Below are 26,951 nucleotides of genomic sequence, written 5' to 3'. Positions count from 1 at the left end.
CCGATCATGATCGGGCACTGTGATAGGGGGTGTTTCAATCCACGCCCGAAAGGATCGGGCGACAAGGTTTGTAGGTCAGAGGTTCTGGTCGGCGTACCGGCAGATCTCGTCGAGCGTGTCGGTGTCATCCTCGTCGTCGAGACTCCAGCAGAGGCCCTCCTCCAGCGGTTCGTCATCGAAACCGCCGTTTTCGCCGTATCCGTGGCGATACCAGAGTGTGCCGAGGATGAAGCTGTCGTCGGTGGGGTCGAAGCTCAGTGCGAGGTAGGGGCTGCCGTTGACCTTTCTGACCTCGATGGTGTCGTCCGAGTAAATGCCGTTGCAGATGGAGGTTTCGACGAGATGGCCGGTGTGGTTGAAGATGTAGGTGCTGATCTGGTAGATGTTCATGATCGGAGCCTTTCTGCTCGTTCGGGATGCCTTGTGCATCCCTTGGTGATACCAATAGTATCATGGATGTGGCGATGGCATACCGGCGTGTCGCAAAAATCAGGAATTTTCCCTCCACTCGAGTCCGAGGCATTCCCGCGCCCAATCCTCACCGTGCTCGAAGGTGCAGGACTCGGCGTGCCCAGCGTTCCGCAGTATCGTTCTCCGCATCATCCTCGCCGAGGCACAGCATCCAGATCGCCGTTTTCTTATTGCCTCCCGCAAACGATGTGGCGGGACGCAGAAGCCGCAGGCATCCGTTATCGCGGAGGAACTTCGCCGTCCTGCTCAGCCGGTTTCGAGCGGTCAGGGTGCGGTTCTCGATGGCCTTCTCGGCGCCCGAGCCATCACCGACGTAGGAGAGGTCCAACTGCTGCTGCGTGGGTAGTATCAGCCCCATTCCAGCGGCCATGGCATCCCAGCCGAGCCAATAGCACCAGTAGGGGTTGCCCTCGTTGATCGCAGCCGTATCCTCTTTGTCAATAGCGGTCTTGCCCATGAAGCACATCATGCCGAGGGCGAGCTCATTGAGCTTGAGGTTGTCTCCGACGATCTTGGACAATTTGCCCCGCTCGGCGAGGGCGAATACGCGGTCAATGTTGCGGTATCCCATGTATGTCATGCCTTTTCCCTCCACACCATGGCCTAGACTGTGATGCGGAGAATCGTATGCGTGGTTTTCCGACCGACCCCGCGGTGTCACCAGCACTGCGGGGTCTTTCATTCACACACAGATGATATCACACAATCACACGTATTGATTAGTACGCATTCACACGTATCGGATACTGCTTACTAACACGCACGTGTGAACTAACATAAACTCTACAAGAAGAGAGACATAAAGGATTACAAAAATCACGAGGAAATCGCTTCGAGCTGCGCGCGGAGGCCATCGCGTTCCTCCTCAAGTTCGCGAATCCGATCATTGATCTCGCGAATCCTCGCCCTCAATCCGTCGGGCGTCGTGTCCTCGTATAGTCGTTCGCCGACCCTGTTGGCGAGATCTCGGCGCCGATCATCCATGCTGTGCTGATACAGCAGGGCGACGTCGGCGCTCGTATGACCGCCCGCATCCATCAACTCCCTGAGCGTTGCCCCCTCCAACGCCAGCCACGTCAAACCCGTATGCCGCAGATCGTGGAAACGCAGATCCGGCCGGTGCGCGGCCTTCCGCGCCGTGTCATACCAACCACGCAGCGTATTCGGGTGCAACGGCTCCGATGGGTTGCGGGCGGCCGGGAACAGCCACGCCTCGTCACCCTCCGGCAATGTGGCCAGGTGCTCCTGCAAGTGGGGGAGGATCGTCTCCGGGATCGGCTCCCACCGTTCCGACCCCACCGTTTTCGGACTGCCGGTCAGCGAGTCGGGATCCATCGTCGTACGCGTCCTATGCACATGCAGGCGACGCGTGCCCAGGATGATGTCTCGTCGCTGCAGGGCGCAGACCTCACCAATCCGTAGCTCCACGGCGCAGCCGAGCTCGATCGCGAGCCGGTATGCGTCCGGCATGTTGTCCATGATTCGGCGCACCTGCGCGGGGGTTGCGGGGATGATCTCACGCTTGCGTTTCGGTGTCGCCTCCGAGCGTGTCAGCGGGTAGCGGGGGATGATCGGCTCCGAACCGTCCTCGCCCGGCAGTGCGGCCGAGCGGAGGATCTCCGCGAGCAGCTTCATGACGTTTCTGCGCATGGCCGGCTGATCCGCGCGCAGCTGGTCGCGGAATTTGTCGGCCATGGCCTGCGTCACCCTATCCATCGGCGTGCCTCCGAACGCCGGTTTGATGTGGTTCTCGTAATCCCGGCGCAACCGATACTTGGTGCCGGGACGCAGCGGATTGCCCCTATAACGGCGCTTCTCCAACCATGTGGGGAAATACTCGTCAAACGTGAGCCCGACCGTCTCCGCCTTCTTTTCACGCACCGTGGGCGGCTCCCACACGCCTGCGTCCATCCTGCGTTTCTCGCCGTCCAGCCATGCCAGCGCCTCCGACTCCTGCTCGATCGGAAACGACCGGCTGATCCGCTTCGGCAGGCCCGGCCATTGGGCGAACGCGTCGGCCGGCGTCGGGTAGGCGGCGACCACGCGCGTCGGACTATCCGAATTGGGCCGATATTCGATTCGGCCGAACGACCTGCGCGATGATGGTTTCTTCTTCCTGGGCAACAGTGCCTCCCCTCGGGGACGACGTACTAAACGACGTACATCTACCCCTTTTTGATCGGTTTTTATCGGTTTGCATCGATTATAGGAGCAGTGCCGAAACGTTGAAAATACGGGCCGAAACCGTTGGAATCGCAACAAAAAAGCCACCCAAGCGCGTGCTTGGATGGCTTGATTCGTGGAGCCGCCGGGAATTGAACCCGGGTCCGATGACCGTACCCTCAGTCTTCTACGTGCGTAGTCTGCTGGCCAGGTGGCTATCTGTCTGCCCCCGCCGATGTCGCAGACAACTGGCGGCGGGCATAGTCACAGTAAAAGTCCCCGAAGCGCCCTGTGACGCAATGCTTCAGGCGAGTCTCCTAATGACGCTCAGCATCTCCCCGGAAACATGGGAGAGTGAACGGAGCGGCTGCTCGCTGGTTAATTCTGGCGCGAAGCTCAGGCAGCGAGAGCGAACTCAGTGCGGTTAGATTTAGCACTTATTCTTTGCGGGAGGACATTAACGAGCGGACCCCCGCGTTCTCGGCACGCTTCCCTGCGACGAACAGGTCACCGTCGAAACCGATCGACCCCGATGTTGAATTATCAATCAACTGCCGACATAAAAAGCCGGACATCTCAATATAGCGTTGAGATGTCCGGCCTGTCAACAAGGAGTGTCGCTCACGGCGAAATCATGAATCGCATTCGTGATTTCGTGATTTCGACCGCGGCAAACAAGGGAGGAGTCGACTCGGCTCACTCGGCCTTCTGCTTGGCCTCGTACTCGGCGATGTAGTCGGGCATGACTTCCGGGTACTCCGGCCAGGCGCCGGCCTGGGTGCACACGTACGCGGCGGTGTTCACGGCGGCGCGGTGGGCCTCCTTGAGCGACTTGCCGAGCAGGATGTTGATGGTGAACGCGCCGGAGAAGGAGTCGCCGGCACCGATGGTGTCGGACACCTCCACGCGCGGCGTCGGCAGGGTGGAGATCTCGCCGTCCTTGGCCAGGATGGTGCTGAAGTCGGCGCCGGCGGTCAGGATCACGTAGTCGAGGTCGTAGTTGTCCATGAACCACTTGCAGGCTTCCTCATCGGTGCCGGTGATGCCGAACATCGGGCGCAGCAGGACGAGCTCATCGTCGTTCAGCTTGAACACGGTGGCGTCGGCCAGCTGCTCCTCGATGAGCTCCTTGGAGTAGTGGTCGCCGCGGATGTTGATGTCGTAGTAGCGCAGGGTCTCGGGGCGGCTCAGCTTGAGCAGCTTCATGATGGTGTCGTGCGACTCCTGCATGCGGCAGGCGAGGGAGCCGTAGCAGATGGCGTCGGCCTTGCGCACCAGGTCGATGAGGTCCTGGGTGAGGGCGATGTGGTCCCAGGCCACGTCCTTGACGATGGTCCACTCCGGGATGCCGTTCTCCAGCTTCACGTCGGCGCGACCGGTGGGGTAGGCGTTGCGCTGCAGGACGGACTTGATGCCGGTCTTCTCGACCGCGGCCAGCAGCTCGTCGCCGAGCTCGTCCTCGCCGATGGCGCTGATCGAGTAGCCGTCGGCGCCGTTCTTGGTGGCGTGGTAGATGAAGTTGACGGGGGCGCCGCCGGCGCGCTTGCCTTCGGGGATCATGTCCCACAGGATCTCGCCAAGGCTCAGGACGATCGGCTTCTTGTCGGTCATTGGTTTTCCTTTCTTCTGCATCTCATCTCCGAGATGTGTTTTGTTTGTTTGGTTGATCGGTTGGTTGTTCGTTCGTGTCGGCGTCCGGTTGTTCGCGGCCCTGTCGGGTCACAGCCCTTCCATCTGTTCGACAAATTCTGATGGGTGTTCGAGGAACTGTGCGGTGGCCACCGCGGCGGCGCCGTTGAGCGTGGCGTCGACGGGCAGATCGGACAGTATGATCTCGGTGGTTTCGTCCAGTACGGGGATGACGCGCTGGGCCACGATGCTTCGCACCCGTTGCAGCATCGGCTCCCCGGCTTCCGCCATGATGTCGCCGATGATGATCTGTTTGGGATTGAAGGCATTGATGATGGTGACGCAGCCGTATCCGATGTAGGTGGACACCTCGTGCACCAGCGCGAGCGCCTCGGGGTTGCCGTTGTGCGCGAGGGTGAACGCCGCGCGGCAGGCTTCGACATGGTGCATGTTCTCGGAGCCGGGGACGAGTCCGGACTCGTTGACCATTTCGTGGAAGGCAATGGCGGAGCAGTAGTTCTCCAGACATCCGACGTTGCCACATTCGCATGGACGGCCGTCGGCGTCGATACTGATGTGCCCGATCTCGGTGGCCGCGCCGAGCTCTCCGTTGACGAGCTCGCCATGGTCCATGAGTCCGAGTCCCACGCCTTCGCCGATCAGGTAATAGCCGAGGTTACGCGAGGTGGCTTCCGGGTTGAACAGGGCCTGGGCGAGGGCGCCGGCGCGGGCGTCCTGCTCGATGAACACGGGCACGCGGAATTCGGAGGCGAATTCGCTGATGAAGTTGACGTTGCGCCAGCCAAGCATGGAGGTGACCACGGCGGTGCGTCCTTCGGCTCGCAGGTAGGGGCCGGGCACGGCCATGCCGATGGCGACGATGGAGTCATCCTTGGCCAGAATGGCACGGATGCGGTTCTTGATGTCCTCGCAGGTCTGCGGGATGGTGTCGTTACGCACCGGGGGCAGCGTCTGCATGGATTCGAGGTTGCCGCCGAGATCGAATACGCCGATCTGGGCGAGGGATCGCGCGAACTTGACGGCGATCACGCGGTACTTCGATTCGTTGAGCTGCAGGCCGATCGAACGGCGCTTCTTGATGCCGTCGAGGTTGCCGGTCTCGCTGATCACGCCCATGTCGATGAGCTGGGCGGTGATCTTGGTGATGGCGGCGGGGGTGAGGTCGAGTTTGCGGGCGATGTGCGCGCGGGAGCAGACGCCGTCGCGGTGGAGCAGCTGGATGATGCGGGATCGGTTCAGCTCTGCCATGGAGGCGTGCGTGCTGCCGGGTGGTGCGATCATGCGTCCTCCTTGACTTCGTTGTCGGCGGCAGGCGGACTTGGTATTACTGTAGCCCGTATCGTCGTCAATCGTTTGAATTACGTGTTGTGAATATATTAACCTCGTTAATCAATTAAATGCAAATGCGACACGCGGACGACGTGGCGATTCTCGGACCGCGTATTCGAACGGACGTTCGTGTATGGTTTGATGACACGGGGTGGAAACGGACGGCGTTTTATCGTTTCGATGTGGGAGAATGTGACCACGAGCAATCATGCTGACGAGTCCGGCGAGTAGGAGGGTGCGTTGCCAAGACAAAGAAATGCGGTCGTTGTCACGCATAGGCAGCTGGCGACCACCGGCACCGAAGTCAAGGAAGTGGTGGAGCAGCTCAAGGCCGTCGGCTTCGACGTGACGATCGTGGACAATCTCGAGGCGCCGCCGTTCGCCGCCAGCGAGGTGCAGACGTTCAACCCAGACACCGAGATCGTGATCGTGCTCGGCGGAGACGGCACGATCCTGCGCGCCGCGGAACTCGTCAAGGGCACCGACGTGCCGATCGTGGGCATCAACATGGGACACGTCGGCTTCCTCGCGGAATTCGAAAGCTTCCAGACCCAGGACGCCATCGCCAAAATCGCCGCGCGCGACTACTCGATCGACGAGCGCGTGATCGCATGGGTCGACGTATGGGTGCCCGGCGCCACCGAACCCATGCACGACTGGGCCCTCAACGACGTAACCCTCGAACGCGCCGACCGCGGCAAGATGGTCGAGCTCAGCATCAGCGTGGACGACGTGGAGATGAGCTCCTTCGGCTGCGACGGCGTGATCGTGTCCACGCCCACCGGATCCACCGCCTACGCGTTCTCCGCGGGCGGGCCGATCATCTGGCCCAACGTGGACGCCCTGCAGCTCGTGCCGCTCGCCGCGCACGCCCTGTTCTCCCGTCCGCTCGTCATCGGCTCCAAGTCGTCGTTCACGCTCGACATCTCCGAGGACTCCTCAAGCGAGGGGTGGATCTGCTGCGACGGACGCCGCCAGCGCGCCCTGCCCAGAGGATCTCGCGTGGTGGTCCGGCAGTCGCCGAACTCGCTGCGCCTGGCACGCTTGGTCGGTGTGCCGTTCACCAGTCGTCTCGTAGGCAAATTCGATCTTCCCGTGATGGGATGGCGTGAGTCGGGCAAGAACCGCGGCTCAAAGGAGGGCAAAGGCCGGTAATGCTCGAGGAACTGGAGATCCGCTCACTTGGCCCCATCCGTCATGCAGTGGTGAATCCGGCCCGCGGCATGACCGCGATCACCGGCGAGACCGGCGCCGGAAAGTCCATGCTGCTCAACGCGCTACGACTGATATCCGGTGGTACCGTTTCTGCGCGCACCGTGTCGGAAGGCGACCGCGAGGCATGGGCGCAGGGTGTGTTCGACGTCACGCCGGGCAGCGCCGTCGGAACGCTCGCACAGGACGCCGGCGCCGAACTCGACGACGACGGACTGTTCCTCTCACGTACCCTGCCCGCACAGGGCCGTTCGCGGGCCGTGCTCAACGGTCGAAGCGTACCGCGCTCCGTGCTACGCGACCTGACCGACCAGCTGGTCGCCATCCATGGTCAGGCCGACCAGCTGCGCATGGCCTCGCCGGCCAGGCAGCGCGAATTCCTCGACTCGTATACGGGCGACGTCAACGAACTCGACGCCTACCGCGCCGCATGGAAACGACTCAACGACTGCGACGCCAAACTCCGGGCGATCACCGAACAGGAGTCGGAGACCATGCAGCGCGCCGACTACCTGCGCGAATCCATCGACCGCATCGACCGCGTCGACCCCCACGACGGCGAGGACACCGAACTCAAGGCCATGCGCGATCGTATCGAGAACTCCGCCGCCATCATGCAGGGCGTCGGCGGCGCGCTCGCCGCGCTCGACCCGGGGCAGATGGGCGTGGATTCCGAAACCGGCGGCGCGCTCGCCATGATCGAACAGGCCGTGCACTCCCTGCAATCCATCGGCGTGCACGGAACCTACGACGAGACCGCGGAACGACTGGGCACGGTGGAGACGGAACTGTCCGACATCGTCTTCACGCTCGGCGGCATGCTCGAGCAGGAGGATGGGGAAGGCGACCTCGACCAGATCAACGGGCGCATCCACGACCTCGACGAACTCACCAGACGATGGGGGCCCACGCTCGCCGACGTGATCGCATGGCGTGAGAAGGCCGGCTACGAGCTTGAGGATCTCGACGCATCCCCGGAACGCGTGGCGCAGCTCACTCGCGAGCGCGACGCCGCCCGTGCCGCGGCGGTTGAGGCCGCCGAACGTCTGGGGGAGCGGCGTCGCGAGGCCGCCGGTGAGCTTGCCGAGCAGGTGACGGGCGAGCTGGAGTCGCTGGCCATGTCCGGCGCCCGGCTCGATATCGAGGTGGAGCGTCGCGCCGACGACGGGCTTGATGCCCACGGCGGCGACGACATCCGCTTCCTGTTCACCGCCTTCCCGGGAGCGCCGCGGCTGCCGATGGGCAAGAGCGCGTCCGGCGGCGAGCTGAGCCGACTCATGCTCGCCTTGGAGCTGTCCGCGGCGCAGAAGGGCTTCTCGTCCGTGGCCGGTCAGGGCATGACGTTCGTGTTCGACGAGGTGGACGCCGGCGTGGGCGGCAGAACCGCCGCTGAACTCGGTAGGCGGCTGGCACGGCTCGCCGAGAACGCGCAGGTGATCGTCGTCACCCATCTGGCGCAGGTGGCCGCATGGGCGGACGCGCAGTTCGTCGTCTCCAAGCACGTTGCCGGTTCCAAGTCCGACACTGCCTCAGCAGACGCCGATACGGTCACCACCGTTGACGAGGTGCGCGACGACATGCGCGTGCACGAGATCGCCCGCATGCTCGATGGCGGCGAGACCGAAACGTCGCTGACGCACGCACGGGAACTGCTCGACGCCTGCCGGCTGTGACGGTCGCGGCGGCACGGTGATGTCGGCTCCCGCGGATAGCGTGGGATCCGTCAAGTTGCAGGGGAACCCGACTCGATGCCGATGGCGTGACGCGTCCGGCGTGCGGTGGAACGGGTTGAGAAAGGCATGACGCCTGACCCTTTGAACCTGTTGGTTAACACCATCGTAGGGAGGAACGATTATGAGCGTACTGACGCCCGTATTGTCCATTGCCGGCTCCGACTGTTCCGGTGGCGCCGGAATCCAGGCCGATCTCAAGACCATGAGCGCCAACGGATGCTTCGCCATGTCTGTGATCACGTCCGTCGTGGCGGAGAACACGGCCCGCGTGATTTCCGTGCTCGACGTGGATCCGAAGATCATCGCCGACCAGATCGACGCCGTATTCGAGGACATCCGTCCCAAGGCCGTCAAGATCGGCATGCTCGACAACCCGGACATCATGCAGGTCGTGGCCGACAAGCTCGTCGAATACAAGGCGGAGAACGTGGTCATCGACCCGGTTATGTACGCCAAGAACGGCGCGCCGCTCATGGACCCCAACTGCATCGACTCGCTCATCAGGATCGTGATTCCCCACGCCGACGTGCTCACGCCGAACATCCCCGAGGCCGAATGCATCTCCGGCCTGAAGATCACCGATCTTGAGGGGCAGAAGGCCGCCGCCAAGGCCATTCAGGAGATGGGCTGCACGTCCGCGCTCGTCAAGGGCGGCCATGCCACCGGCGACGCCATCGACGTGCTCTATGACGGCAAGGACTTCTACGAGTTCTCCGCCAAGCGTATCAACACCAAGAACACGCACGGCACCGGCTGCACGTACTCGTCGGCCATCGCCGCCAATCTTGCGCTCGGTCACCCGTTCCACGAGGCCATCGGCCGCGCCAAGAAGTACGTGACTATGGCCATCGAGCACTCGCTCGAACTGGGCAACGGCAACGGCCCCACCAACCACTTCTGGGATCTGTACGCGCACGGCCTGGCCGGCTTCGACGCCAATGCCTGATCCCCGCCCCGATCTTCGGATGACAGCACCCGCCGGCGACGCATCCGCCCTGGTTCCGTCGGACGCGAACGCCGGCAAGGCCGCCATCTTCGACCTCGACGGCACGCTGCTCGACTCCATGCACGTGTGGACCGACGTGGACAACGAATTCCTGCACAAACGGGGATTCGACGTGCCCGCCGACTATGCCGAATCCATCGCCCACCTGTCGTTCGAAGACTGCGCGGAGTACACGATCCGCCGGTTCGGTCTGCCGGACAGCCCGCAGGATCTCATGGACGAGTGGAACCGCATGGCGTTCGACGCGTACACCACCACCGTGCCGCTCAAGCCGCACGCGGGGGAGTACCTGCGGCATCTCAAGGTCACCGGCGCCAAGCTCGCCGTGGCCACGAGTCTGCCGCCGCGCTTCCGCGAGGCCGTGCTGCGTCGGCTGGGCGTCTACGACCTGTTCGACGCGTTCAGCAGCGTGGACGACGTGGGAGACGTGTCCAAGGACCAGCCCGACGTGTACCTGCACGCCGCCGCTCAGGTGAGCGTGCAGCCGACCGACTGCACGGTGTTCGAGGACATCCTCGTCGGCATCCGCGTGGTCAAGTCCGTCGGCATGCATGCGTGGGCCATGTACGACGCGTCGTCGAAGAACCACTGGCCGCAGATCCAGGCCGTCGCCGACGGCGTCATGCACGACTTCTCCGAAGCCCCCCGAGTCCTCTGACCCCTTCCGTTCCCATCCCTCATGTTCCCTCCCAAGGAAGCCCGGCCGTAATAACACTGGTCCCATTCTTTCGTGCTCCCTCCTTGGGAGGGAGCTGGCCGGCCAAGGCCGGTCTGAGGGAGGGATCGCACCCCTGACCTTCCCCAACCTTCCGCCACCTCCGAAAGGACAATCATGCCCCTTACCCGTTTCCTCCCCGACCACCCCTTCGCCGAACGCCTCTACAAGGCCGCCGAACCCGTATGGGAGGAGGGCGTCGACCAGCCCTTCCTGCGTGAACTCGGCGACGGCACCCTCGACCGCGAGAAGTTCGTGTTCTACATGCTGCAGGACTACCTGTACCTCAACGACTACGTGAACGTGCACGCGCTCGCCTTCGCCAAGTGCGACGATCCGAAGATCCGCACGCACCTGTCGAACGCCATCGCCGGCGCGTCCAACGAGACCGAGCACGTGCACGACTTCTTCCGCGACGTGTTCGGCATCACCAGGCAGCAGATGGACGACGCCCGCCAGTCGGCGTTCGCCCGCGCCTACACGTCGAACATGATCGCCATCGCGCACACTAAGCCGCTGGTCGACGTGCTCGTCGCCCTGCTGCCGTGCGCCTGGGTGTACGCCGACTACGGCACGCGCATCGCCGCGCGCATCGGCGACGGGATCGAGACGAACCCGTACCGCGCGTGGATCGACATGTACAAGACCGACGAGTTCTGGAATTCCGCCGTATGGCTGATCGACGACATCGAGAAGCTCTCCGCCGACCTGACCGAGGAGCACAAGCAGACCCTCGTCGAACAGTTCGTGGTGGGCGTGGAACACGAATACATGTTCTGGGACAGCGCCTACCGCCTCCAGCAGCGCTGGAAGCCCGAGTGGAAGTAGCCTCGGACTCCTCTACTGACGCAAGAAGCCACGATTTCTTCCGGCTCCCCTCCCTAAGGGGAGCCGGACAGCCAGATTCTATCGTTCTCACGCCAGTCTGCGGAACGTGGTCGGGTAGTCGTGCCGGCTGCGAAGCGCCGACACGCCCAACGCCAGTACGCCGGCGCCGAGCATGATCGGCAGCGCCGCCCACGGCGAGACGAGTGAGGACATCAGCGTGAACCCTATCATCGGGATGAACGTGATCAGTATCGGAATGTTGAGCGTGCCGGTGGTGGTTGCACGGGACGCCAGCAGTATCTGCTCATTGACGAACGTGAGCGCCGGCACGGCGATCAGCGTGTAGACCATCTCCGGAGTGAGCAGGGAGCGGACCGTCAGCGCGCCGCCGTACAGGCAATACAGCACCGGCGGCAGCAGCATGACCAGGCCAAGCATCATGGGAAGCACGCTCTTCGCCAGCAGATACTGTGTCATCGAACGTCCCGAGCAGCGCATGGCCTCCACCGTGCCGTCGGTTTTCAGTGGCGCGTTCATGCTCATGGTGAGCGTGTGCCCGTTCGGATAGGAGGTTCCCGCGGTGAGCGCCGGAGGAAAATAGGCGATCATCGGCCCGAACAGCATGAACACCATGGTGGTGTTCTCGTTCCCCAGCCACATGACGAATCCGACGATGTAGACCAGCATCATCACCACCATCAGCACGGTCACCAGCCAGAATGGGCGGCTACGCCTGCAGATCATCCAATCCTTCCAGAGTATTGCCTTCATCAGTATCTCCTTTGCAATAAGTCGCGTTGCGGCATCGCATTATTTCGTATGCAGGCCGAAGTCCACGTCGGTGGTTTCTCTACCGAGCGTGGCGGCTTCCATGAACGTCTGGTAATCCGCGAAATCATGGGTCATGCAGTCCCTGACCAGATGCCTGTTGTCAAGGATCACCACGCGGTCGGTCACCTCCCAGCAGTAGTCGAGATCATGCGTGATCGTCATGATCGTGCGGCCGTCAGCCCGAAGCTGCTTCATGAGTTCGATGAGCAGCTGCCGGGTGAGCGGGTCCACGGCGTTGGTGGGTTCGTCGAGCATGATGAGCTTCGGTTCGAACAGCATGCCCGTCACAATGCCGGCGCGCTTCTTCAATCCCGACGACAGCTCCCTCACCTTCTTGTCCAGATGCTCGCCCAATTCGAATGCCCGGACCATCGGCAGCTCGTCCAGATGTGCGACGTCCACCGGATGCGGATTCTCATGTGTGGCGTAGAGCATGGCACGGAAGCGGATATTCTCTCGCACGGTCATATCGGCGGTCAGATTGTTCGAGTCGGTGAGCTGGAACACGTCCCGCATGGAGGGGAACACGTCCGCGTTGATCACCGCGTCGCCGTGCTGCGGGCGCAGCAGGCCGAGGATCACGCCGAACAGAGTGGTCTTGCCCACGCCGTTGTAGCCCAGAATGCCGATCGACTGGCCGGCAGGAACGTCAAGGCTGATATGACTGAGCACGGGCTTGCGTCTCTTGTATCCGAAGGTCATGTCCCTTACGGATACGGCGATCGGCGTGCCCGCGACGGGCTTGGATTGTCCATTGATGGAATCGGTGATGGGCTTGGTGGTGGTTGCGGTCATGATGAGTGCCTTTCCTTTGAAGAAGATTGACCAGAGAAACAGAACGAATGCGGCCAGTAGCGGTTCGCTCAGCAGCAGGAGGCCGTTTGCGCCGGTGATGACAGTGCGCAGCGATGGTACGAGCAGGCGGAACGCCAGCACGATCAGCGCACCGAGCGCGCCGGACGGTATGAGTGCAACGATCACCTGTGCGATCAGATACTGCCGTTTTGGCCGTCCGCTCGCCGTGAACGCGGTCAGTGTGCCGTTGCCGATGTCGCCGCGGACGAGCTCCATCGCGCAGGTGGGCACGAACGACATGAGAAACAGGATCAGCGTGATCTGCAGCAATACCGTGGCGAATGTTCTGCCGGGCTGGATGACCGTCGCAAGTACGATGAACAGCACCGTCATGATGCCGGTCACGATCAGCATGATCAGCAGTCCGGTATTGCGACGAACCTGCAGCAGATCCTTGTAGAAGATGGCTTTCATATGAGCCTCGAATGCGTGATGAGGGAATTTTGGGCAGGCTCACGCCAACCCAATGACAATGAGTGGTTGATAGATACCTATTTTTGGGAAACGATCTCTCCTGTTGACCCCCTCGCTGAGGGGAGATGGTGTTTCCCCTTGTCCTTCCCCTCGAGGGGAAGGTGTCCGGCAAAGCCGGACGGATGAGGTGACCGTGTTCGGAGCTTGGTTGGTGCTCGGCCGCACCTCCCCTCAAGTCACCTGCGGTGACAGCTCCACTCGGAGAGGAGAGCCGGGGAAGATCGGCTAGCCGCCGGCGACGATCTGCTTCAGAGCGGCGACGTGGGCTTGGAAGGCGGTTCGTCCGACGTCGGTGAACGATACCCAGGTGACCTTGTAGCCCTTGCCGCTGTCACGTTCCGCCTTCTTGCTCAGTGTCACGTATCCACGGTCTGCGAGCGTCTTCAGATGCTTGGAGCAGACGGCGTCGCTCACGTCGAGCGTGTCCCGCAGCGCGTCGAACCGCAGCTTGCCGTACGCGTCGAGCATTCCGCAGATCCGCAGTCGGATCGGCGCGTGAATCGTCTCGTCAAACTTCGGCTCAATCGGAGAATCGTTTGATTTATCAGGCATGTGGATCCTCCTCCGGAACAACGGGGAGCCTGCTTACGCGGGTCCATTCCCGGATGTGCCAGCGTTCCAGCCCATAGATCGCCAGCGCGGTGAGCACGGCAAGGACGACGGCTCCGATCCAATTGCCGCCGATGAATCCCCATGCGAAACCGATCCAGGGCAGCACTATCTGTGCAACCGTGGTCGAGATGCTGGCGACAATGAATTGAGTGTCGTGGGCGGCTTTGCGTTTATTTGGAGCCAGGGTGAACGCCGATATGCCGGTGGCTTTTTGGTAACGGATGATAACAACGAATGCGGCGATCATGAGCAGCGCTAATGCCGCCATGATGGTGATATATCCAATATCCGAATAGAAATATCCGCCAAACATCAAACCGACACCCCAATAGACGAAGGCCATGAGGCCGTAAATCCAGGAAGCGCGAACACACATTGCTCTCATCCCGCGCTCCGATCGTTTGGCCATGCGATCTCGGTCTGAATTCAGTTCATGCAGGCTGTTCAGCGCATCCATGGCTCCGAGGGCGTCGATTCCGGGAGCGGGGCTTGAGGGTGTGGCTTTGCCGCCGTCTGCAACGGTATTCGTCATGACGGGGGCTGTGGCCGTGTCGATGGGCATGTCGGTCCTTTCCTTTTCTGAATCGGTTGCTGCGGCCTGCGAATCGGCCTCCGGGTTTCGTGTTTCGTCTGTCATCGCATCCTCCCGACGATGAACCGGTGAACGGTGGTATGGATCGAGAAAAACCTCTTTCCGTTGTGGAAAGCATACCTCTTTCCAAGATGGAAAGAAGTTCGCGTGTCGCGCTCGCTAAGATGGCATACGGATCGCGTCCGGCGAACTGATCGAACCGTATGGCGGTCGTGAAAAGACAGGCCGCACATCGCCGGACGCCAGTGAAGTCAACGATGTCAGTCAAGGAGAACCGAATATGAAGATCGCCGCTTTCGAAGTGCGCGACGACGAACGCGAATCATTCACCGACGAATCGAACCGGGTCGGCGTGGATGTCGAGCTCCACGCCGAATGTCTCGACCCGTCCAACGTCGGTCTTGCGGCCGGCTGCGACGGCGTGAGCATCCTCGGCCAGAGCCACATCGACGCCGCGATGATCGACGCGCTCGCCGACGCCGGAGTCAAGGTGGTCGCCACGCGCACCATCGGCTACAACCATATCGACCTCAACGCCGCCAAGCGCCGCGGCATCATGGTGCTCAACGCCGACTACGCGCCCAACGGCGTGGCCGAATACACGGTGATGTTCATCCTGCTCGTGCTGCGCAACTACAAGCCCGCCCTGTGGCGCGGCCAGGTCTACGATTTCTCGCTCGAAGGGCTACAGGGCCGCGAGCTGCGCAATCTCACCGTCGGCGTGATGGGAACCGGCCGCATCGGCGCCACCGTGATCCAGTGTCTCACCGGCTTCGGCTGCCGCATCCTCGCCTACGATCCGCATCCGAACCCGAAGGTCGCCGAGCATGCCGAATACGTGGATCTGGAGACTCTATACGCGCAGAGCGACGTGATCACGCTGCACATGCCGCTGCTCGACTCCACATTCCACATCATCAACCGCGAGACCATCGCCAAGATGAAGGACGGCGTGGTGCTCATCAACTGCGCCCGCGGCGAGCTTATGGACCTCGACGCGCTGATCGACAACATCGAGGCCGAGAAGATCGGCGGACTCGGGCTCGACACCGTGGAGACCGAAGGAGACCTGATCCACCGCGACCGCCGCACCGACATTCTCACCAACCGCGGCATCGCCTACCTGCGTCAGTTCCCCAACGTGGTGATGACCCAGCACATGGCGTTCTACACCGACGCCGCCGTGCGCAGTATGGTCTCCTGCTCGGTCGACGGCATCCGCGCCGCGATCGTTGACGGCGATTTCCGCACGCGCATCGCGTAAGAGGTTTCCGGTGCTGATCCCTCCCTCTGTCGTGACTTCGTCCCGACATCTCCCTGCCTCGGAGGGAGAACGACGATGAAGAGGACGTGCTCCCTCCCGGGGAGGGAGCTGTCCGACGTAGTCGGACTGAGGGAGGGTCCCGGATGTCATTCCGCGGATGGTGCGGCATCCGACCTATGATGAACACGTATTCTTCGTGATGTTCGCGCAATACGGAAAGGTTCGACCATGATGTTCTCCGGCATGCCGCTCGCCATGCGGGTGGAGTATGCCGTGTTCATCATGACCGTTCTGCCGTTGATCGTGCTGGGCGTGCTGTCCGCGCTCATTCGTACGCATCTCACCGCGACCTCGGCGCGACTGCGGTCCGAGGGTGGTGTCTCCGCGCGACTGCTGCCATACGGTGCCATGGCATCGTTGATCGTATCCGCGATCATGGCGTCGCTGGTGTTCGGCATGAACAGCATGGGCGATATGGCCTCCACGGCCGGTGCGGACTCAACGTCGTTCGGTGGCGCGCTGATGATCTGCGGCATCGCGATCATGCTGTGTGCACTGACCATGGTAATGCTGGTCGCCGTTGCGATGACATCGTCGACGGTCGGCGAGCTGCTGCGTCTGGCGCTCGGCCTGCCGTCCACCCTGCGTTGCGATCGGCACGTCGCCGACGCCGCACGCTCCTGGGCCCGCCCGCAATGGGTGCCGCGCTGGGCCCGCTTCTCCCTTCCTGACCCCCGAATCTGAATATTGCCCGCCTCTCATCTTTTCTCTTTTCCTTCCCCTTGAGGGGAAGGTGTCCGACAAAGTCGGACGGATGAGGTGACGCCACCTTATGACTTATTCAGATTCATTATTCGCGTACCACTCCCATCTCCGTGAAACAACTATCCCCATACGTGTTCCACATGTTTCACGCTACTGTTTCACGACAACGCGTAGCGGTACACCCACCCGTCAGGACATCATCATGCAATTCATCACCACCGTTCTTCAGCCGTTGGAATGGCTGATCGCCCAACTACTTATCCTTGGCCACGCGCTGCTCGTCGCCCTCGGCATGCCCGACGGACCGGGCCTCGCCTGGTGCCTGTCCATCATGGGGCTGGTGCTCGTCATCCGCCTCTGCCTGCTGCCGCTGTTCATACGCCAGATGGCATCCATGCGGCGCATGCAGTCCATCCAGCCGCAACTCCAACGCATCCAACGCAAATACGCCTCGCGAAAGGACCCGCGCTCGCAGGAGGCCATGCAGCGCGAAACCATGGAGCTGTACCGCAAGGAGGGCGCGAATCCCATGGGCTCATGCCTGCCGGCGCTCGTGCAGATGCCGGTGCTGTGCTCGCTGTTCTACACACTGCAGCGTCTGCCGATGATCGCGAACGGTGCAACGCCCGCGATCGGCGGTCTCGGTCGTGCTGTCGCCGGCGACATTGAGTCGTCGCGATTCCTGGGCGTGCGCGTGGCCGACACGTTCATGACCGCGAGCGGGGCGGGGGAGCGCGTCGCCATCGGCCTGATCGTGGCGTTGATGTGCGTCACTCTGCTGGTGATGCAGTGGCTGCTGACGCACCGCAACACGTCCCGCGAGATCATGAAGTCCCCGCAGTTTCGCATGCAGAAGGTGACGGTGTTCGCATTCCCGCTGATCTACGTATTCTCCGGATTCACGCTGCCGTTCGGCGTGTTGATCTACTGGGTGACCAACAACCTGTGGAACCTCGGCCAGACGCTCGTGCAACTGCACTGGTTCCCCGCCCCCGATTCCATCGCCGGCGAGCGCAAGGCTCTGCGAGACCGTGACCGCGAGAATCGCCGTCGCGGTCTCGCCGGACTGCCGTCCCTTGAGGACCGTGGACGTTGCTCGAATCGTCGAAATGCAACGAGGCCGAATTCCTGAAGACAGGGAGGTGTCCGAAGTGGCTGGTGTGGGGTCTGATCCCGTGCTGTCGAATGTGGTGCGGCGATCTGGCCCTGCAACGGCCACTCGTCGGCCGGGGTCTTGATACTGTCGGCAATTGCCGATGACTCCTATTGCCTGATGTCAATGGCGTTTCGAGTGTGAACAGTGTGGACTATCGGCATGAGCCGGAGATCGTTATTCGTCATATAGCTCAAAAGAGAGATCGGTACTCTCCACTTCAGGTATTTTTTCGATGATCCTCCGCATTATGCCGATCTTGGTTGGTGTATTGCTCTCTGGATTGAACCAGAGGTTATTTGATACCTCGAACCCGCGATTTATTTGTGAGTGAGAGAAGTATCGAGCGGGGAATCTGTCGCTGTCCGCGATCGCGTGAATCGTGGCCGGCGCGATTTCGTACAAGGAGACCAGAACACCTCGGATTGCCTCTACCCATGTTTTTGTCGTATGTCGTGCTCCTTGGAACGTATATGCGGCTATCTTGCGGTTTCGGTAGTCGAAGTCTTCGTCGAGAGAGTGCTGCTCGTGTTCCTTGACTGTGGGGTGGTACGTCGTATCGATTTGCGGCCATATCGTTAGGAAGCGTTTCCAGATAAGCTCTTGCCGTTGAAGAATTTCGTTCCGTCCCCATGTGTCGCAACTCGCGACGTAACGATTCAGCTTGAGGCCGCTATCGGCGAAACCGTGATCACGATTGCGTTTCTCGAGAAATTCGCTGTTTGAATACTGTGAGTTATACCCTGTGAGGGTCAGGTTTCCCATACGGTTCAGCCATTCCTTATGAGTGACGGAAGCATCCTCTCCAAGACTCTCCCGCCACTGTCGTGAGAGAGTTTGCGGCATGATGTGCTCGACGGAAAGAACCCCATCCTCGAGCATGGTAACGATGTTGACGCGTTCCACGTTGTCGGAGTTTTCCAGTCGGTCGTACAGATACAGGCGTTTGCGACCGATGGCGTAGAAGTTGCGATTCCAATACGCCTGTTTGAATTCTTCGTCACGGGGGAAGCGGCTGCTGGCTTCCCTGCGTAGTAACGCGTATTTAAGAGCTTCGCAGTATTCCGCACCGTCGGATACTGCTCGAAGGGCCTCGTAGTGCAGATCCTCGAACACCTTGTTCAGTGCGTTGGTGCCGATACCGCATACCCAGCGCCTGAACAGGTAATTCTCCACGACGTCGAGTGCGTTGACAAGATCTTCGCGCGAAAGGTGTCCGCTATCCGAATACTCCAAAACGGAGAGAAGGAATGGGTTCACTACTCCCATTTCAAGTAGTCCTAGTCGATGCAGTGCGATTTCCGTATTGGGATCGGTATGCAGTCTGCCAATAATGAAACCGTAATATTCCGAAAACCTCAGAAGCTCCTGGAGCAAGGGTTCCATTTCGTGGTTTGTGGCGAACTTGCGGAAAACGGGATAGACGCGATTGATGACGGGGGTTCTTCGGGTTCTTGAAGTGAGATAGTCGCGGATGAAAGCACTGACATCATAATCGGTGTTTTGCTCGATTGGGTTCCAGTACTTCTCGTAGTAGGCCTCTTGTTCGGCTTCCGGAAGATTCATCAAGATGAAGTTCCGGATCTTATCCCCTTCACTGAGCCCCAGACCAGTTGAATTCAGGCTCTCGAAAATGAGCTGTGCGTCGTCGTCTGGTTCGAGTCTGATGTCTATGACTTCTAGGCTTTCGATTGCATCTTTGAGTTGATCGGCGTTGAGATCGGTGTGGGAGATGCGGTCGAGGAAGTACCTATAGTTCTCGGTGATGTTGGACCCCTCCACGAAATTTTCCTCGTTGCCGTTCATGACTTGTGCGAGGGCATTCTGATCGTCCTTGACAAGCTTAAGCTTGAGTTTTTGATCGCTCTCATCGTAACGGTCCACAAGATATTCGTATCGTATGAAATCGTAAAGGTTGGCACGATTGACTTCGATATGGTTTTGCTGTATTTGTGTCAATAGCGCCGCCAAGAGAAGATACGTAGTGGTGATGCGCTGCTGCCCATCAATAAGGATCCGCCTGTCGTCGTAATCTGACTGCGACACGATACTGCCGAAGAAGTGTGATTGGCGATTCTCGTGGGCCACGTCTTCCAAGTCGTCGAACAATCTCTGACATTGTTCTCGTTTCCAGTCGTAGTTTCTCTGATAGATGGGAATGACAAAACGGGTACTGGCTCCCTGAAGCATCTTCGTCAGTCTCTTCGCATCGCCGTGCACGAATCTACCCTCCTTGATGGTTCTCGAGCGGGACGAACGGACATTGCTGCATTCGTTTCATTACGTATTCAACAACACTGTTGATCGGTGAATGCATAAATGTACATATGTTGGACTCTCAGAAGGGTATTGGAGGGGGTATTTGTGCTGTGGATTGCGGTTGTGGTGATTTTACATATTTCCGAAGTATGGAGGGGTGTGTATGTCTCGTTCCTGCGGTTATCGTCAAATTAAAAATAGGGAAGTACTAGGGGGTATTGATCTCAAAAGTGTTATAGTTGATCTATAACAAATAGCATACCTTGATGTGAGGGGAGGTTACGGTGATCATCGAAATCGATCAAAGCGACGACGTGCCCATTTACGAACAGCTGCGGCGACAGGTCATCGAGGCCATCGCCAATGGCGAACTGGTCCCCGGTGACAAACTGCCCAGCGTCCGATCGCTGGCCGTGGATCTCGGCGTCAATCTGCACACCGTCAACAAGGCCTACGCATTGCTGCGCGACGACGGATACCTGAACATGCGCCGAGGATCCGGTGCGGTCGTCGCCGAACGTCGTGACGAAGCAGGCCATGGTTCGGCCGCCGTGGATGGCGCGCAATGGTCCGCCATGAATAATGAGCTGCGCCGAATCATCCTTGAGCACAAGGCACGCGGCGGCACGGCGGAGTCGTTCCTCGACACCGTACGCCACCAATGCGCATCGATCTACGGGTTGCAGAACCCGAGCCGGGATGAGGGACGACGTTCCGGCAACGATGTCTCGTCAAGGAGGTCATCATGAACACGACGACAAGCGTCACGATCATGACGCTGATTACGTTTCTGCTGGCCGCGCTCGTCGCCATCGCCATGGCTGCGATGCCATGGGTGGCCGACCGGCGCGAATGCTTCGGCGTCTCCGTGCCGAGCAGCGCGCATACGGACGATCAGGTGCGCGGACTCAAGCGTGCCTACGCTGCGGCGGTGAGCATGGCCGCGGTCATCATGATCGTCATCGCAGCCCTGATGTGGTGGCGTCGTGGCGCCGTCTCGGCCATGGTGATCATGACCGTGGCTATGCTGCTGCAGCTGCCGGTCGGATTTGCCGCGCAACAGATCTGCCGTCGGCATATGCTGACACTCAAACACGAACACGGTTGGAAGACGGACTCGTCACGCCGGACTGTGCTGGTGGGGGAGAGAATGCCGCGCCCGCTGGGGCTCACATGGGAGCTGTTGCATGTTCCCGCGCTCGCCGTCACGCTCGTTGTGGGAAATCTGGGATACTCCGACATGCCGCAGCGGGTGCCCATGCATATGAACGCCGCTGGCGAGATCGACTCATGGGTGGACAAGAGTCCGATACTCATATGGTATGCCGTCGGACTGCAGCTGATGCTTGCCGTTCTGATGACGGTTTCGCATCTGGTGCTGTTGCATGCGAAGAAGCCGATCAACCCGAATCGTCCCGTATCCTCCGCCTACGCATATGGCGTGTTTTTGAAGGTGTGGAGCGTCTACCTGATCGTGGCCGGCCCGCTGGTGGCGATGGGCATCGGTCTGGGCTTGCAGCTGAGCATGATCGGCGTGGTGGGTCTCGACATGATCGGACTGATCATGATGGTCGTCGCCGTTGCCGCGCTCGCGGCCGCGGTGATGATCGGACTGATCTACGGACAGAACGGCTCGCGGGTCTATGCGGCGAGCCGTGCCGATGATGACCGCGATGCGGCTTCCGACGACGACCGGCATTGGAAGGCGGGCGTGTTCTACTGGAATCCCGACGATCCGGCTGTGATGGTGCCCAAGCGCTTCGGCGTGGGCTGGACGTGCAACTTCGCCCGCCCGCTCACATGGGTGATCATGCTCGCGCTGATGGCTCTATGCCTCGGCAGCATCGCCTTTGCTGTGATGATATAGCGATCCATACAATAATGCCGGCTCCCTCATCGAGGAGAGCCGGCATAAACGTGTTGCGTTTACCGGGCACCGCCCGGCGAACGGCCTACTTTTCGGCGGCGGTGCGGACGTAGTCCTTCATCGCGTCGATCTCCACCACGTCGTCGAAACGCACGTCAGCGGTCTCCAGTCCTCGCAGCGCGGCCGGAGCCGTCGTGCCGGTGGCCTTGGCGAGTACATCCATGCACTCGAAGTCGGTGCCCTCGGCGTCCAGACCGAGCGACTCGTTGACCACACGCGGGAACTTGTACGGGCTGGCGGTGCTCAGCAGCACGCGCGGCGTCAGCGGGTCGCGCGGAATCTGCTGCATCACGAAGTAGCCGCACGCCGTGTGCGGATCGATCACGTAATGGTTCTTCTCCCAGCAGTCGTGAATCGACTCGCGCACCTGATCCTCATCGGCCCAGCCGCAGCCGAACAGGGAACGGATCTTGGCCAGCATCTGCTCGGGCACCTCGAACGCGCCCCACTGGTTGAGGTCGTTCATGAGCATGGAGATCAGACGGGTGTCCTTCTCGGAGAAGTAGTAGAGCATGCGCTCCAGGTTCGACGAGACGAGGATGTCCATCGAGGGGGAGATGGTCTGGAAGAACGGGCGCTGACGGTTGTACGTGCCCGTGGTCAGGAAGTCGAACAGCACGTTGTTCTTGTCGGAGGCGACGATCAGGTGCTTGACCGGCAGGCCGAGCAGCTTGGCGTAGTAACCGGCCAGGATGTCGCCGAAGTTGCCGGTGGGCACGCAGAACTCCACCTCGTCGCCCACGTTGATCACCTGATCCTCGAGCAGCTGCGCGTAGGCGGCGAAGTAGTACACCACCTGCGGCACCAGACGGCCCACGTTGATCGAATTGGCGGAGGAGAGCACCGTGTGCGACTTGTCGGCGAGCTCGGAAGCAAGATCCTTGTCGCCGAAGATGCGCTTGACGGCGGTCTGCGCATCGTCGAAGTTGCCCTTGACCGCGCACACGTTCACGTTGGCGCCGGCCTGCGTGGTCATCTGCAGCTGCTGGACCTGGCTGACCTTGCCCTCCGGATAGAACACGGTGATGGCGGTGCCCGGCGCGTCGGCGAAGCCGGCCAGCGCGGCCTTGCCCGTATCGCCGGACGTGGCGGTGAGGATCATGATCTTCTCGTCCGGATCGCCGTCCGCCGGCGTGGTACGCGCCATGAACCGCGGCAGGATCTGCAGCGCCACATCCTTGAAGGCGCTCGTCGGGCCGTTGAACAGTTCGAGGATGTAGTCGTCGCCCAGGGGCTTGAGCGGCGTGATGGCCGGATCGGACCACTGGTCGCCGTAGGCCTCGCGGATGCAGTCGGCCAGCTCCTCCTCGGTGAAGTCCGGCAGCAGCTTGGCGAGCACGGTCTGCGCGATCTGCTGGTAGCTCTTGCCCGCCAGGGAGGCGATATCGACGTGTTCGGAACCCAGCGAATCGGAGACGAACAGACCGCCGTCGTCGGCGATGCCCTTGCGGATGGCCTGCTTGGCGGTGAGCGAATCGGTGGTGCTGCGCGTGCTGTGGAAAGTGGTCACGGTCAAAACCCTCGGAATCTCCTAGAAAACATTGTGTGGACAGCCGCCAGTCTACCGGCAGCGCTGGGCAAGCACGGTCATCCATCTCATACGGCTTGCGCATGACCGCGGCTAACGCACAACGTTTATGAGACAAAACCGTTGTGTGAATTGGTTCGTTACAAACGCCGTCCTAAACTGAACGGGTCATTCAACATCCGTGTGCAACGAAGTGAGGAGCACCATGACGGAACAGACGTCCTACCCCCAGAAGCCGGGCGACGCGTTCAACGCGCCGATTGCCGAGGCCGATCCCGAGATCGCCGATATCCTGACCGGAGAGCTGCATCGTCAGCAGGACGGCCTCGAGATGATCGCCTCCGAGAACTTCGTGCCGCGTGCCGTGCTGCAGGCGCAGGGCTCCGTGCTGACCAACAAGTACGCCGAAGGCTACCCGGGCCGCCGCTACTATGGCGGATGCGAGCAGGTCGACAAGCTCGAGACCATCGCCCGCAACCGCGCCAAGGAACTGTTCGGCGCCGAATACGCCAACGTGCAGCCCCACTCCGGCGCCCAGGCCAACGCCGCCGTCTACCAGGCGCTCGTCAAGCCCGGCGACACCGTGCTCGGTCTGGCGCTCGACCACGGCGGCCACCTCACCCACGGCATGAAGATCAACTTCTCCGGCCGCTTCTACCACGCCGAAGCCTACGGCGTGAACCCGGAGACCTTCCGCATCGATCCGGAGATCATCCGCCAGCGCGCGCTGGAAACCCACCCCGCCATGATCATCGGCGGCTGGAGCGCCTACCCGCGCATCGAAGACTTCAAGGCCATGAAGGAGATCGCCGACGAGGTCGGCGCCAAGTTCTGGGTCGACATGGCCCACTTCGCCGGTCTGGTCGCCGCCGGACTCCACCCGAGCCCGGTGCCGTACGCCGACGTGGTGTCCTCCACCGCGCACAAGACGCTCGGCGGCCCGCGCTCCGGCTTCATCCTGGCCAAGCAGGAGTACGCCAAGAAGCTCAACTCCGCCGTGTTCCCCGGCCAGCAGGGCGGCCCGCTCATGCACGTGATCGCCGGCAAGGCCGTGAGCTTCAAGGTGGCCGGCACCCCCGAATTCAAGGACCGCATGCAGCGCACGCTCGACGGCGCCAAGATCCTCGCCGACCGCCTCACCGCCGACGACGTGAAGGCCAACGGCATCTCCGTGCTCACCGGCGGCACCGACGTGCACCTGGTGATGGTGGACCTGCGCAACAGCGAGATGGACGGCCAGCAGGGCGAGGACCTGCTCGCCCAGTGCGGCATCACCATCAACCGCAACACCGTGCCGTTCGACCCGCGCCCGGCCTCCGTGGCCTCCGGTCTGCGCATCGGCACCAGCGCCCTGGCCACCCGCGGCTTCGGACCCAAGGAATACGAGGAGGTGGCCGACATCATCGGCACCGCGCTCGCCGCCGGCAAGTCCGCCGATGTGGAGGCACTCAAGGCCCGCGTCGACAAGCTCGTCGAGGACTTCCCGCTGTACCCGGGACTCGATCAGGTGCACTGATCCCCACCGGTCGGTGTTCGATGACCGTCGCTGACGGTCGTCGCTGACGTTGACATATACCGCCATGTCCACCCCGCCTTGGGGAGGATATGGCGGTATATTGGCATGAACGGACGTTTCACGCATACGGAGGGGAGTTTCATGGCCGAACAGAACAGCCCGGCGGACGGCGTCTTCGACGCGGTGTGCGCCATGGCCGACGAGGCCGCACACGCCCAACGAGCGCTTGCAGGGGCGAACACCGAGGTCAAGAACGCGCTGCTGCTCGACATCGCCGACGCTCTGGTAGCCGCCGCCGAGACCATCGAACGCGCCAACGCCGAGGACATGGCCGAGGCTCGCGAATCAGGCATGAGCCAGGGATTGCTCGATCGTCTGCGATTCGACGCGAACCGCATCGCATCCACCGTGGATGGTGTACGCAACGTGGCTACGCTGCCGGACCCGGTGGGGGAGATGGTGCGAGGCCGCAATCTGCCCAATGGCATGCGACTCAATCAGATCCGCGTGCCGATCGGCGTGATCGGCATGATCTACGAGGCCCGTCCGAACGTGACCGTCGACGTGGCATCGCTGTGCCTCAAGTCGGGCAACGCAGCGCTGTTGCGTGGCGGCCACGCCGCCCGACGCACCAACGAGGCCACGCTTGCGGTGATCGGCGACGTGCTGACCGCCCACGGCTTCGATCCGTCGCTGGTGGCCAGCGTCGACCGGTTCGGCCGTGACGGCGCCACCGCCATGATGCAGGCGCGCGGCCACATCGACCTGCTGGTGCCGCGCGGCGGCGCCGGCCTGATCCGCGCCGTGGTGGAGAACTCCAAGGTGCCGGTCATCGAGACCGGCGCGGGCAACGTCCATATCTACGTCGACGAATCGGGAGACCTCGCCAAGGCGCTGCCGATCATCATCAACGCCAAGACGCAGCGCGTGGGCGTGTGCAACGCCGCGGAGAAGCTGCTCGTGCACGCGTCGGTCGCGGAGGAGTTCCTCCCCGTGGTGGCGCATGCGCTCACCGAGCATGGCGTGAGGCTGCACGCCGACGAGGCCTCGCTGAGCATCATCGTCAACGCCGGCATCGACGGACTCGACATCGAACCCGCCACCGACGAGGACTGGTCCACCGAATATCTCGACTACGAGATGGGCATCAAGGTGGTGAACTCGCTCGACGAGGCCATCGACCATATCAACACGTACTCCACCGGCCACACCGAGGCGATCATCTCCGAGGACTACTCGCATATCGAACGCTTCACCAGCCGCATCGACTCGGCCGTGGTGATGGTCAACGCCTCCACGCGCTTCACCGACGGCGGCATGTTCGGACTGGGCGCCGAACTCGGCATCTCCACGCAGAAGATGCACGCCCGCGGCCCCATGGGACTGGAGGAGCTGACGACGACCAAGTGGATCGGATACGGAACGGGACAGGTGCGCGCATGAGCGAGAACAACGAGAACGAGTACGACTTCGACGAGATGGTCCGCCGGGCCGAAGCCTCCGGAGAACGCAACATATGGCTGCGCGTGGCCGCGGAACGACTGAGCATCGTCCGCTACGTGTTCCTGGTGCAGATCGAGGACGGCATTCCCACGGCGCCGCAGCGCGCCGCGCTGGAGTATGCGGACGCGGTGCTGATCGGCTGGCCCGACACGGACGCCGAGGACGTAGTCGATGTGCAGGGCGACGAGCTGAGAGTCATCACCGGACACGTGAAGATGATGGAGGAGTACATCTCCCGCTTCCGCGAATGCGAGCGCGAGAACAGCATCGACGGCATGACCGACGTGCTGATTCGTATCTCGGAGCAGGTGGCGGAGATCCGCAAGCGGTTCCAGCCAGGCTTCCCGCTGCCCACGTTCGCGGAGATCCGCCGCGTGGTGCAGGAGGAATGGGACGAGGACATGGACCGCATCGACCCGGATTCCAGCGGCAGCGCCAGCGAGGTGGAAAACGAGTCGAAGGTCGAGGACGCGGAGCAGCGCGCCGGGGGTCAGGCATGAGCGGCACGGCGAGCGAATCCTCCATGAACGACTCGTCCGCCTTGAACGAGCTGCCGTCGCGGAAC

Annotated in this window: 24 protein-coding genes, 1 other RNA gene and 1 riboswitch; of the genes, 13 read left to right on the top strand and 12 right to left on the bottom strand. The window is 61.6% G+C overall.

Features of this window, described 5'->3' with window-relative positions; all coding sequences use genetic code 11:
- Positions 1–75 precede the first annotated feature (75 nt).
- From Tam10B_RS06975 to Tam10B_RS06950, 6 genes are all read right to left on the bottom strand, one after another.
- Positions 76–390 (bottom strand): hypothetical protein, encoded by a 315-nt coding sequence (locus Tam10B_RS06975; RefSeq protein WP_093960525.1) that lies wholly within the window; start codon positions 388–390, stop codon positions 76–78.
- Between the two features lie 148 nt (positions 391–538).
- The gene (locus tag Tam10B_RS06970; protein ID WP_093960524.1) at positions 539–1,051 is read right to left on the bottom strand and encodes a hypothetical protein; all 513 of its coding nucleotides are present in this window, start codon (positions 1,049–1,051) and stop codon (positions 539–541) included.
- Positions 1,052–1,287: 236 nt separating this feature from the next.
- A complete protein-coding gene (locus tag Tam10B_RS06965; RefSeq protein ID WP_143248588.1) occupies positions 1,288–2,595 on the bottom strand; it encodes a tyrosine-type recombinase/integrase in 1,308 nt (435 codons plus the stop codon).
- 173 nt (positions 2,596–2,768) lie between these two features.
- Positions 2,769–3,165: a transfer-messenger RNA gene (gene ssrA, locus Tam10B_RS06960) on the bottom strand.
- Between the two features lie 165 nt (positions 3,166–3,330).
- A complete protein-coding gene (locus tag Tam10B_RS06955) occupies positions 3,331–4,245 on the bottom strand; it encodes a carbohydrate kinase family protein (protein WP_093960522.1) in 915 nt (304 codons plus the stop codon).
- A 108-nt stretch (positions 4,246–4,353) separates the two neighbouring features.
- Positions 4,354–5,565, bottom strand: a complete 1,212-nt coding sequence (locus tag Tam10B_RS06950; RefSeq protein ID WP_093960521.1) for an ROK family transcriptional regulator — start codon at positions 5,563–5,565, stop codon at positions 4,354–4,356.
- 288 nt (positions 5,566–5,853) lie between these two features.
- On the opposite strand from Tam10B_RS06950, the gene Tam10B_RS06945 reads away from it, so the two are divergent.
- From Tam10B_RS06945 to tenA, 5 genes are all read left to right on the top strand, one after another.
- Positions 5,854–6,768: an NAD kinase gene (locus tag Tam10B_RS06945; RefSeq protein ID WP_093960520.1), complete on the top strand. Its 915-nt coding sequence runs from the start codon at positions 5,854–5,856 to the stop codon at positions 6,766–6,768.
- Positions 6,768–8,498, top strand: a complete 1,731-nt coding sequence (gene recN, locus Tam10B_RS06940) for a DNA repair protein RecN (protein ID WP_093960519.1) — start codon at positions 6,768–6,770, stop codon at positions 8,496–8,498. The genes Tam10B_RS06945 and recN overlap by 1 nt, the downstream gene beginning before the upstream one ends.
- A 49-nt stretch (positions 8,499–8,547) precedes the next feature.
- Positions 8,548–8,687, top strand: a riboswitch (TPP riboswitch).
- A complete protein-coding gene (gene thiD, locus Tam10B_RS06935; protein WP_198947549.1) occupies positions 8,680–9,504 on the top strand; it encodes a bifunctional hydroxymethylpyrimidine kinase/phosphomethylpyrimidine kinase in 825 nt (274 codons plus the stop codon). Its footprint overlaps the riboswitch before it by 8 nt.
- A 19-nt stretch (positions 9,505–9,523) precedes the next feature.
- Positions 9,524–10,222 carry an HAD family hydrolase gene (locus Tam10B_RS06930; protein WP_093960518.1) on the top strand — a complete coding sequence of 233 codons (699 nt, stop codon included), beginning with the start codon at positions 9,524–9,526 and terminating at the stop codon, positions 10,220–10,222.
- Between the two features lie 174 nt (positions 10,223–10,396).
- On the top strand, positions 10,397–11,107 hold the full coding sequence (tenA, locus tag Tam10B_RS06925; protein ID WP_093960517.1) for a thiaminase II: 711 nt from the start codon (positions 10,397–10,399) through the stop codon (positions 11,105–11,107).
- Positions 11,108–11,194: 87 nt separating this feature from the next.
- On the opposite strand, the gene Tam10B_RS06920 is transcribed toward tenA, so the two are convergent.
- The 4 genes from Tam10B_RS06920 to Tam10B_RS06905 all read right to left on the bottom strand — a co-directional run bounded on the left by Tam10B_RS06920 (position 11,195) and on the right by Tam10B_RS06905 (position 14,516).
- Positions 11,195–11,878 carry a hypothetical protein gene (locus Tam10B_RS06920; protein ID WP_093960516.1) on the bottom strand — a complete coding sequence of 228 codons (684 nt, stop codon included), beginning with the start codon at positions 11,876–11,878 and terminating at the stop codon, positions 11,195–11,197.
- A 39-nt stretch (positions 11,879–11,917) separates the two neighbouring features.
- A complete protein-coding gene (locus tag Tam10B_RS13550; protein WP_233133632.1) occupies positions 11,918–13,207 on the bottom strand; it encodes an ATP-binding cassette domain-containing protein in 1,290 nt (429 codons plus the stop codon).
- 285 nt (positions 13,208–13,492) lie between these two features.
- Positions 13,493–13,819, bottom strand: a complete 327-nt coding sequence (locus tag Tam10B_RS06910) for a transcriptional regulator (RefSeq protein ID WP_093960515.1) — start codon at positions 13,817–13,819, stop codon at positions 13,493–13,495.
- Complete coding sequence (locus tag Tam10B_RS06905) at positions 13,812–14,516, bottom strand: hypothetical protein (protein ID WP_143248587.1); 705 nt, start codon at positions 14,514–14,516, stop codon at positions 13,812–13,814. Before Tam10B_RS06905 ends, Tam10B_RS06910 begins: the two co-directional genes overlap by 8 nt.
- Before the next feature lie 235 nt (positions 14,517–14,751).
- On the opposite strand from Tam10B_RS06905, the gene Tam10B_RS06900 reads away from it, so the two are divergent.
- From Tam10B_RS06900 to yidC, 3 genes are all read left to right on the top strand, one after another.
- A complete protein-coding gene (locus tag Tam10B_RS06900) occupies positions 14,752–15,735 on the top strand; it encodes a D-isomer specific 2-hydroxyacid dehydrogenase family protein (protein ID WP_093960513.1) in 984 nt (327 codons plus the stop codon).
- Positions 15,736–15,963: 228 nt separating this feature from the next.
- The gene (locus Tam10B_RS06895; protein WP_093960512.1) at positions 15,964–16,479 is read left to right on the top strand and encodes a hypothetical protein; all 516 of its coding nucleotides are present in this window, start codon (positions 15,964–15,966) and stop codon (positions 16,477–16,479) included.
- 223 nt (positions 16,480–16,702) lie between these two features.
- Positions 16,703–17,632, top strand: a complete 930-nt coding sequence (yidC, locus tag Tam10B_RS06890) for a membrane protein insertase YidC (RefSeq protein WP_233133631.1) — start codon at positions 16,703–16,705, stop codon at positions 17,630–17,632.
- 198 nt (positions 17,633–17,830) lie between these two features.
- Here the strand turns inward: yidC and Tam10B_RS06885 are convergent, their stop codons facing one another.
- Positions 17,831–19,873, bottom strand: coding sequence for a DUF262 domain-containing protein (locus Tam10B_RS06885; protein ID WP_093960511.1), 2,043 nt, complete (start codon positions 19,871–19,873; stop codon positions 17,831–17,833).
- Between the two features lie 323 nt (positions 19,874–20,196).
- Between Tam10B_RS06885 and Tam10B_RS06880 the strand changes: the two genes are divergently transcribed.
- Together Tam10B_RS06880 and Tam10B_RS06875 are read left to right on the top strand one after the other, a co-directional pair.
- On the top strand, positions 20,197–20,661 hold the full coding sequence (locus Tam10B_RS06880; RefSeq protein ID WP_093960510.1) for a GntR family transcriptional regulator: 465 nt from the start codon (positions 20,197–20,199) through the stop codon (positions 20,659–20,661).
- A complete protein-coding gene (locus Tam10B_RS06875; protein WP_093960509.1) occupies positions 20,658–21,779 on the top strand; it encodes a DUF1648 domain-containing protein in 1,122 nt (373 codons plus the stop codon). The genes Tam10B_RS06880 and Tam10B_RS06875 overlap by 4 nt, the downstream gene beginning before the upstream one ends.
- 85 nt (positions 21,780–21,864) lie before the next feature.
- Here Tam10B_RS06875 and thrC read toward each other — a convergent pair whose 3' ends face one another.
- Positions 21,865–23,349, bottom strand: a complete 1,485-nt coding sequence (thrC, locus tag Tam10B_RS06870; protein ID WP_093960543.1) for a threonine synthase — start codon at positions 23,347–23,349, stop codon at positions 21,865–21,867.
- 223 nt (positions 23,350–23,572) lie between these two features.
- Here thrC and glyA point away from each other — a divergent pair, with 223 nt between their 5' ends.
- The 3 genes from glyA to Tam10B_RS06855 all read left to right on the top strand — a co-directional run bounded on the left by glyA (position 23,573) and on the right by Tam10B_RS06855 (position 26,886).
- The gene (gene glyA, locus Tam10B_RS06865; RefSeq protein ID WP_093960508.1) at positions 23,573–24,883 is read left to right on the top strand and encodes a serine hydroxymethyltransferase; all 1,311 of its coding nucleotides are present in this window, start codon (positions 23,573–23,575) and stop codon (positions 24,881–24,883) included.
- A gap of 141 nt (positions 24,884–25,024) precedes the next feature.
- Positions 25,025–26,326, top strand: coding sequence for a glutamate-5-semialdehyde dehydrogenase (locus tag Tam10B_RS06860; protein WP_093960507.1), 1,302 nt, complete (start codon positions 25,025–25,027; stop codon positions 26,324–26,326).
- The gene (locus tag Tam10B_RS06855; RefSeq protein ID WP_093960506.1) at positions 26,323–26,886 is read left to right on the top strand and encodes a phosphoribosylglycinamide synthetase; all 564 of its coding nucleotides are present in this window, start codon (positions 26,323–26,325) and stop codon (positions 26,884–26,886) included. Before Tam10B_RS06860 ends, Tam10B_RS06855 begins: the two co-directional genes overlap by 4 nt.
- The last annotated feature ends 65 nt before the right edge of the window (positions 26,887–26,951 follow it).

The organism is Bifidobacterium vansinderenii (assembly GCF_002234915.1).
Lineage (GTDB): Bacteria > Actinomycetota > Actinomycetes > Actinomycetales > Bifidobacteriaceae > Galliscardovia > Galliscardovia vansinderenii.
The sequence above is the reverse complement of the archived record's forward strand: the minus strand, read 5'-3'. Positions and strand labels throughout refer to the sequence as shown.

What these genes read in the sequence shown, in the direction of transcription:
- Tam10B_RS06860 (WP_093960507.1), top strand. Translation starts at nt 25,025, where the DNA reads ATGGCCGAACAGAACAGCCCGGCGGACGGCGTCTTCGACGCGGTGTGC.
- yidC (WP_233133631.1), top strand. Translation starts at nt 16,703, where the DNA reads ATGCAATTCATCACCACCGTTCTTCAGCCGTTGGAATGGCTGATCGCC.
- recN (WP_093960519.1), top strand. Translation starts at nt 6,768, where the DNA reads ATGCTCGAGGAACTGGAGATCCGCTCACTTGGCCCCATCCGTCATGCA.
- Tam10B_RS06910 (WP_093960515.1), bottom strand. Translation starts at nt 13,819, where the DNA reads ATGCCTGATAAATCAAACGATTCTCCGATTGAGCCGAAGTTTGACGAG.
- Tam10B_RS06875 (WP_093960509.1), top strand. Translation starts at nt 20,658, where the DNA reads ATGAACACGACGACAAGCGTCACGATCATGACGCTGATTACGTTTCTG.
- Tam10B_RS13550 (WP_233133632.1), bottom strand. Translation starts at nt 13,207, where the DNA reads ATGAAAGCCATCTTCTACAAGGATCTGCTGCAGGTTCGTCGCAATACC.
- Tam10B_RS06855 (WP_093960506.1), top strand. Translation starts at nt 26,323, where the DNA reads ATGAGCGAGAACAACGAGAACGAGTACGACTTCGACGAGATGGTCCGC.
- Tam10B_RS06930 (WP_093960518.1), top strand. Translation starts at nt 9,524, where the DNA reads ATGACAGCACCCGCCGGCGACGCATCCGCCCTGGTTCCGTCGGACGCG.
- Tam10B_RS06895 (WP_093960512.1), top strand. Translation starts at nt 15,964, where the DNA reads ATGATGTTCTCCGGCATGCCGCTCGCCATGCGGGTGGAGTATGCCGTG.
- glyA (WP_093960508.1), top strand. Translation starts at nt 23,573, where the DNA reads ATGACGGAACAGACGTCCTACCCCCAGAAGCCGGGCGACGCGTTCAAC.
- Tam10B_RS06900 (WP_093960513.1), top strand. Translation starts at nt 14,752, where the DNA reads ATGAAGATCGCCGCTTTCGAAGTGCGCGACGACGAACGCGAATCATTC.
- tenA (WP_093960517.1), top strand. Translation starts at nt 10,397, where the DNA reads ATGCCCCTTACCCGTTTCCTCCCCGACCACCCCTTCGCCGAACGCCTC.
- Tam10B_RS06920 (WP_093960516.1), bottom strand. Translation starts at nt 11,878, where the DNA reads ATGAAGGCAATACTCTGGAAGGATTGGATGATCTGCAGGCGTAGCCGC.
- Tam10B_RS06975 (WP_093960525.1), bottom strand. Translation starts at nt 390, where the DNA reads ATGAACATCTACCAGATCAGCACCTACATCTTCAACCACACCGGCCAT.
- Tam10B_RS06955 (WP_093960522.1), bottom strand. Translation starts at nt 4,245, where the DNA reads ATGACCGACAAGAAGCCGATCGTCCTGAGCCTTGGCGAGATCCTGTGG.
- thiD (WP_198947549.1), top strand. Translation starts at nt 8,680, where the DNA reads ATGAGCGTACTGACGCCCGTATTGTCCATTGCCGGCTCCGACTGTTCC.
- Tam10B_RS06970 (WP_093960524.1), bottom strand. Translation starts at nt 1,051, where the DNA reads ATGACATACATGGGATACCGCAACATTGACCGCGTATTCGCCCTCGCC.
- Tam10B_RS06950 (WP_093960521.1), bottom strand. Translation starts at nt 5,565, where the DNA reads ATGATCGCACCACCCGGCAGCACGCACGCCTCCATGGCAGAGCTGAAC.
- Tam10B_RS06905 (WP_143248587.1), bottom strand. Translation starts at nt 14,516, where the DNA reads ATGACAGACGAAACACGAAACCCGGAGGCCGATTCGCAGGCCGCAGCA.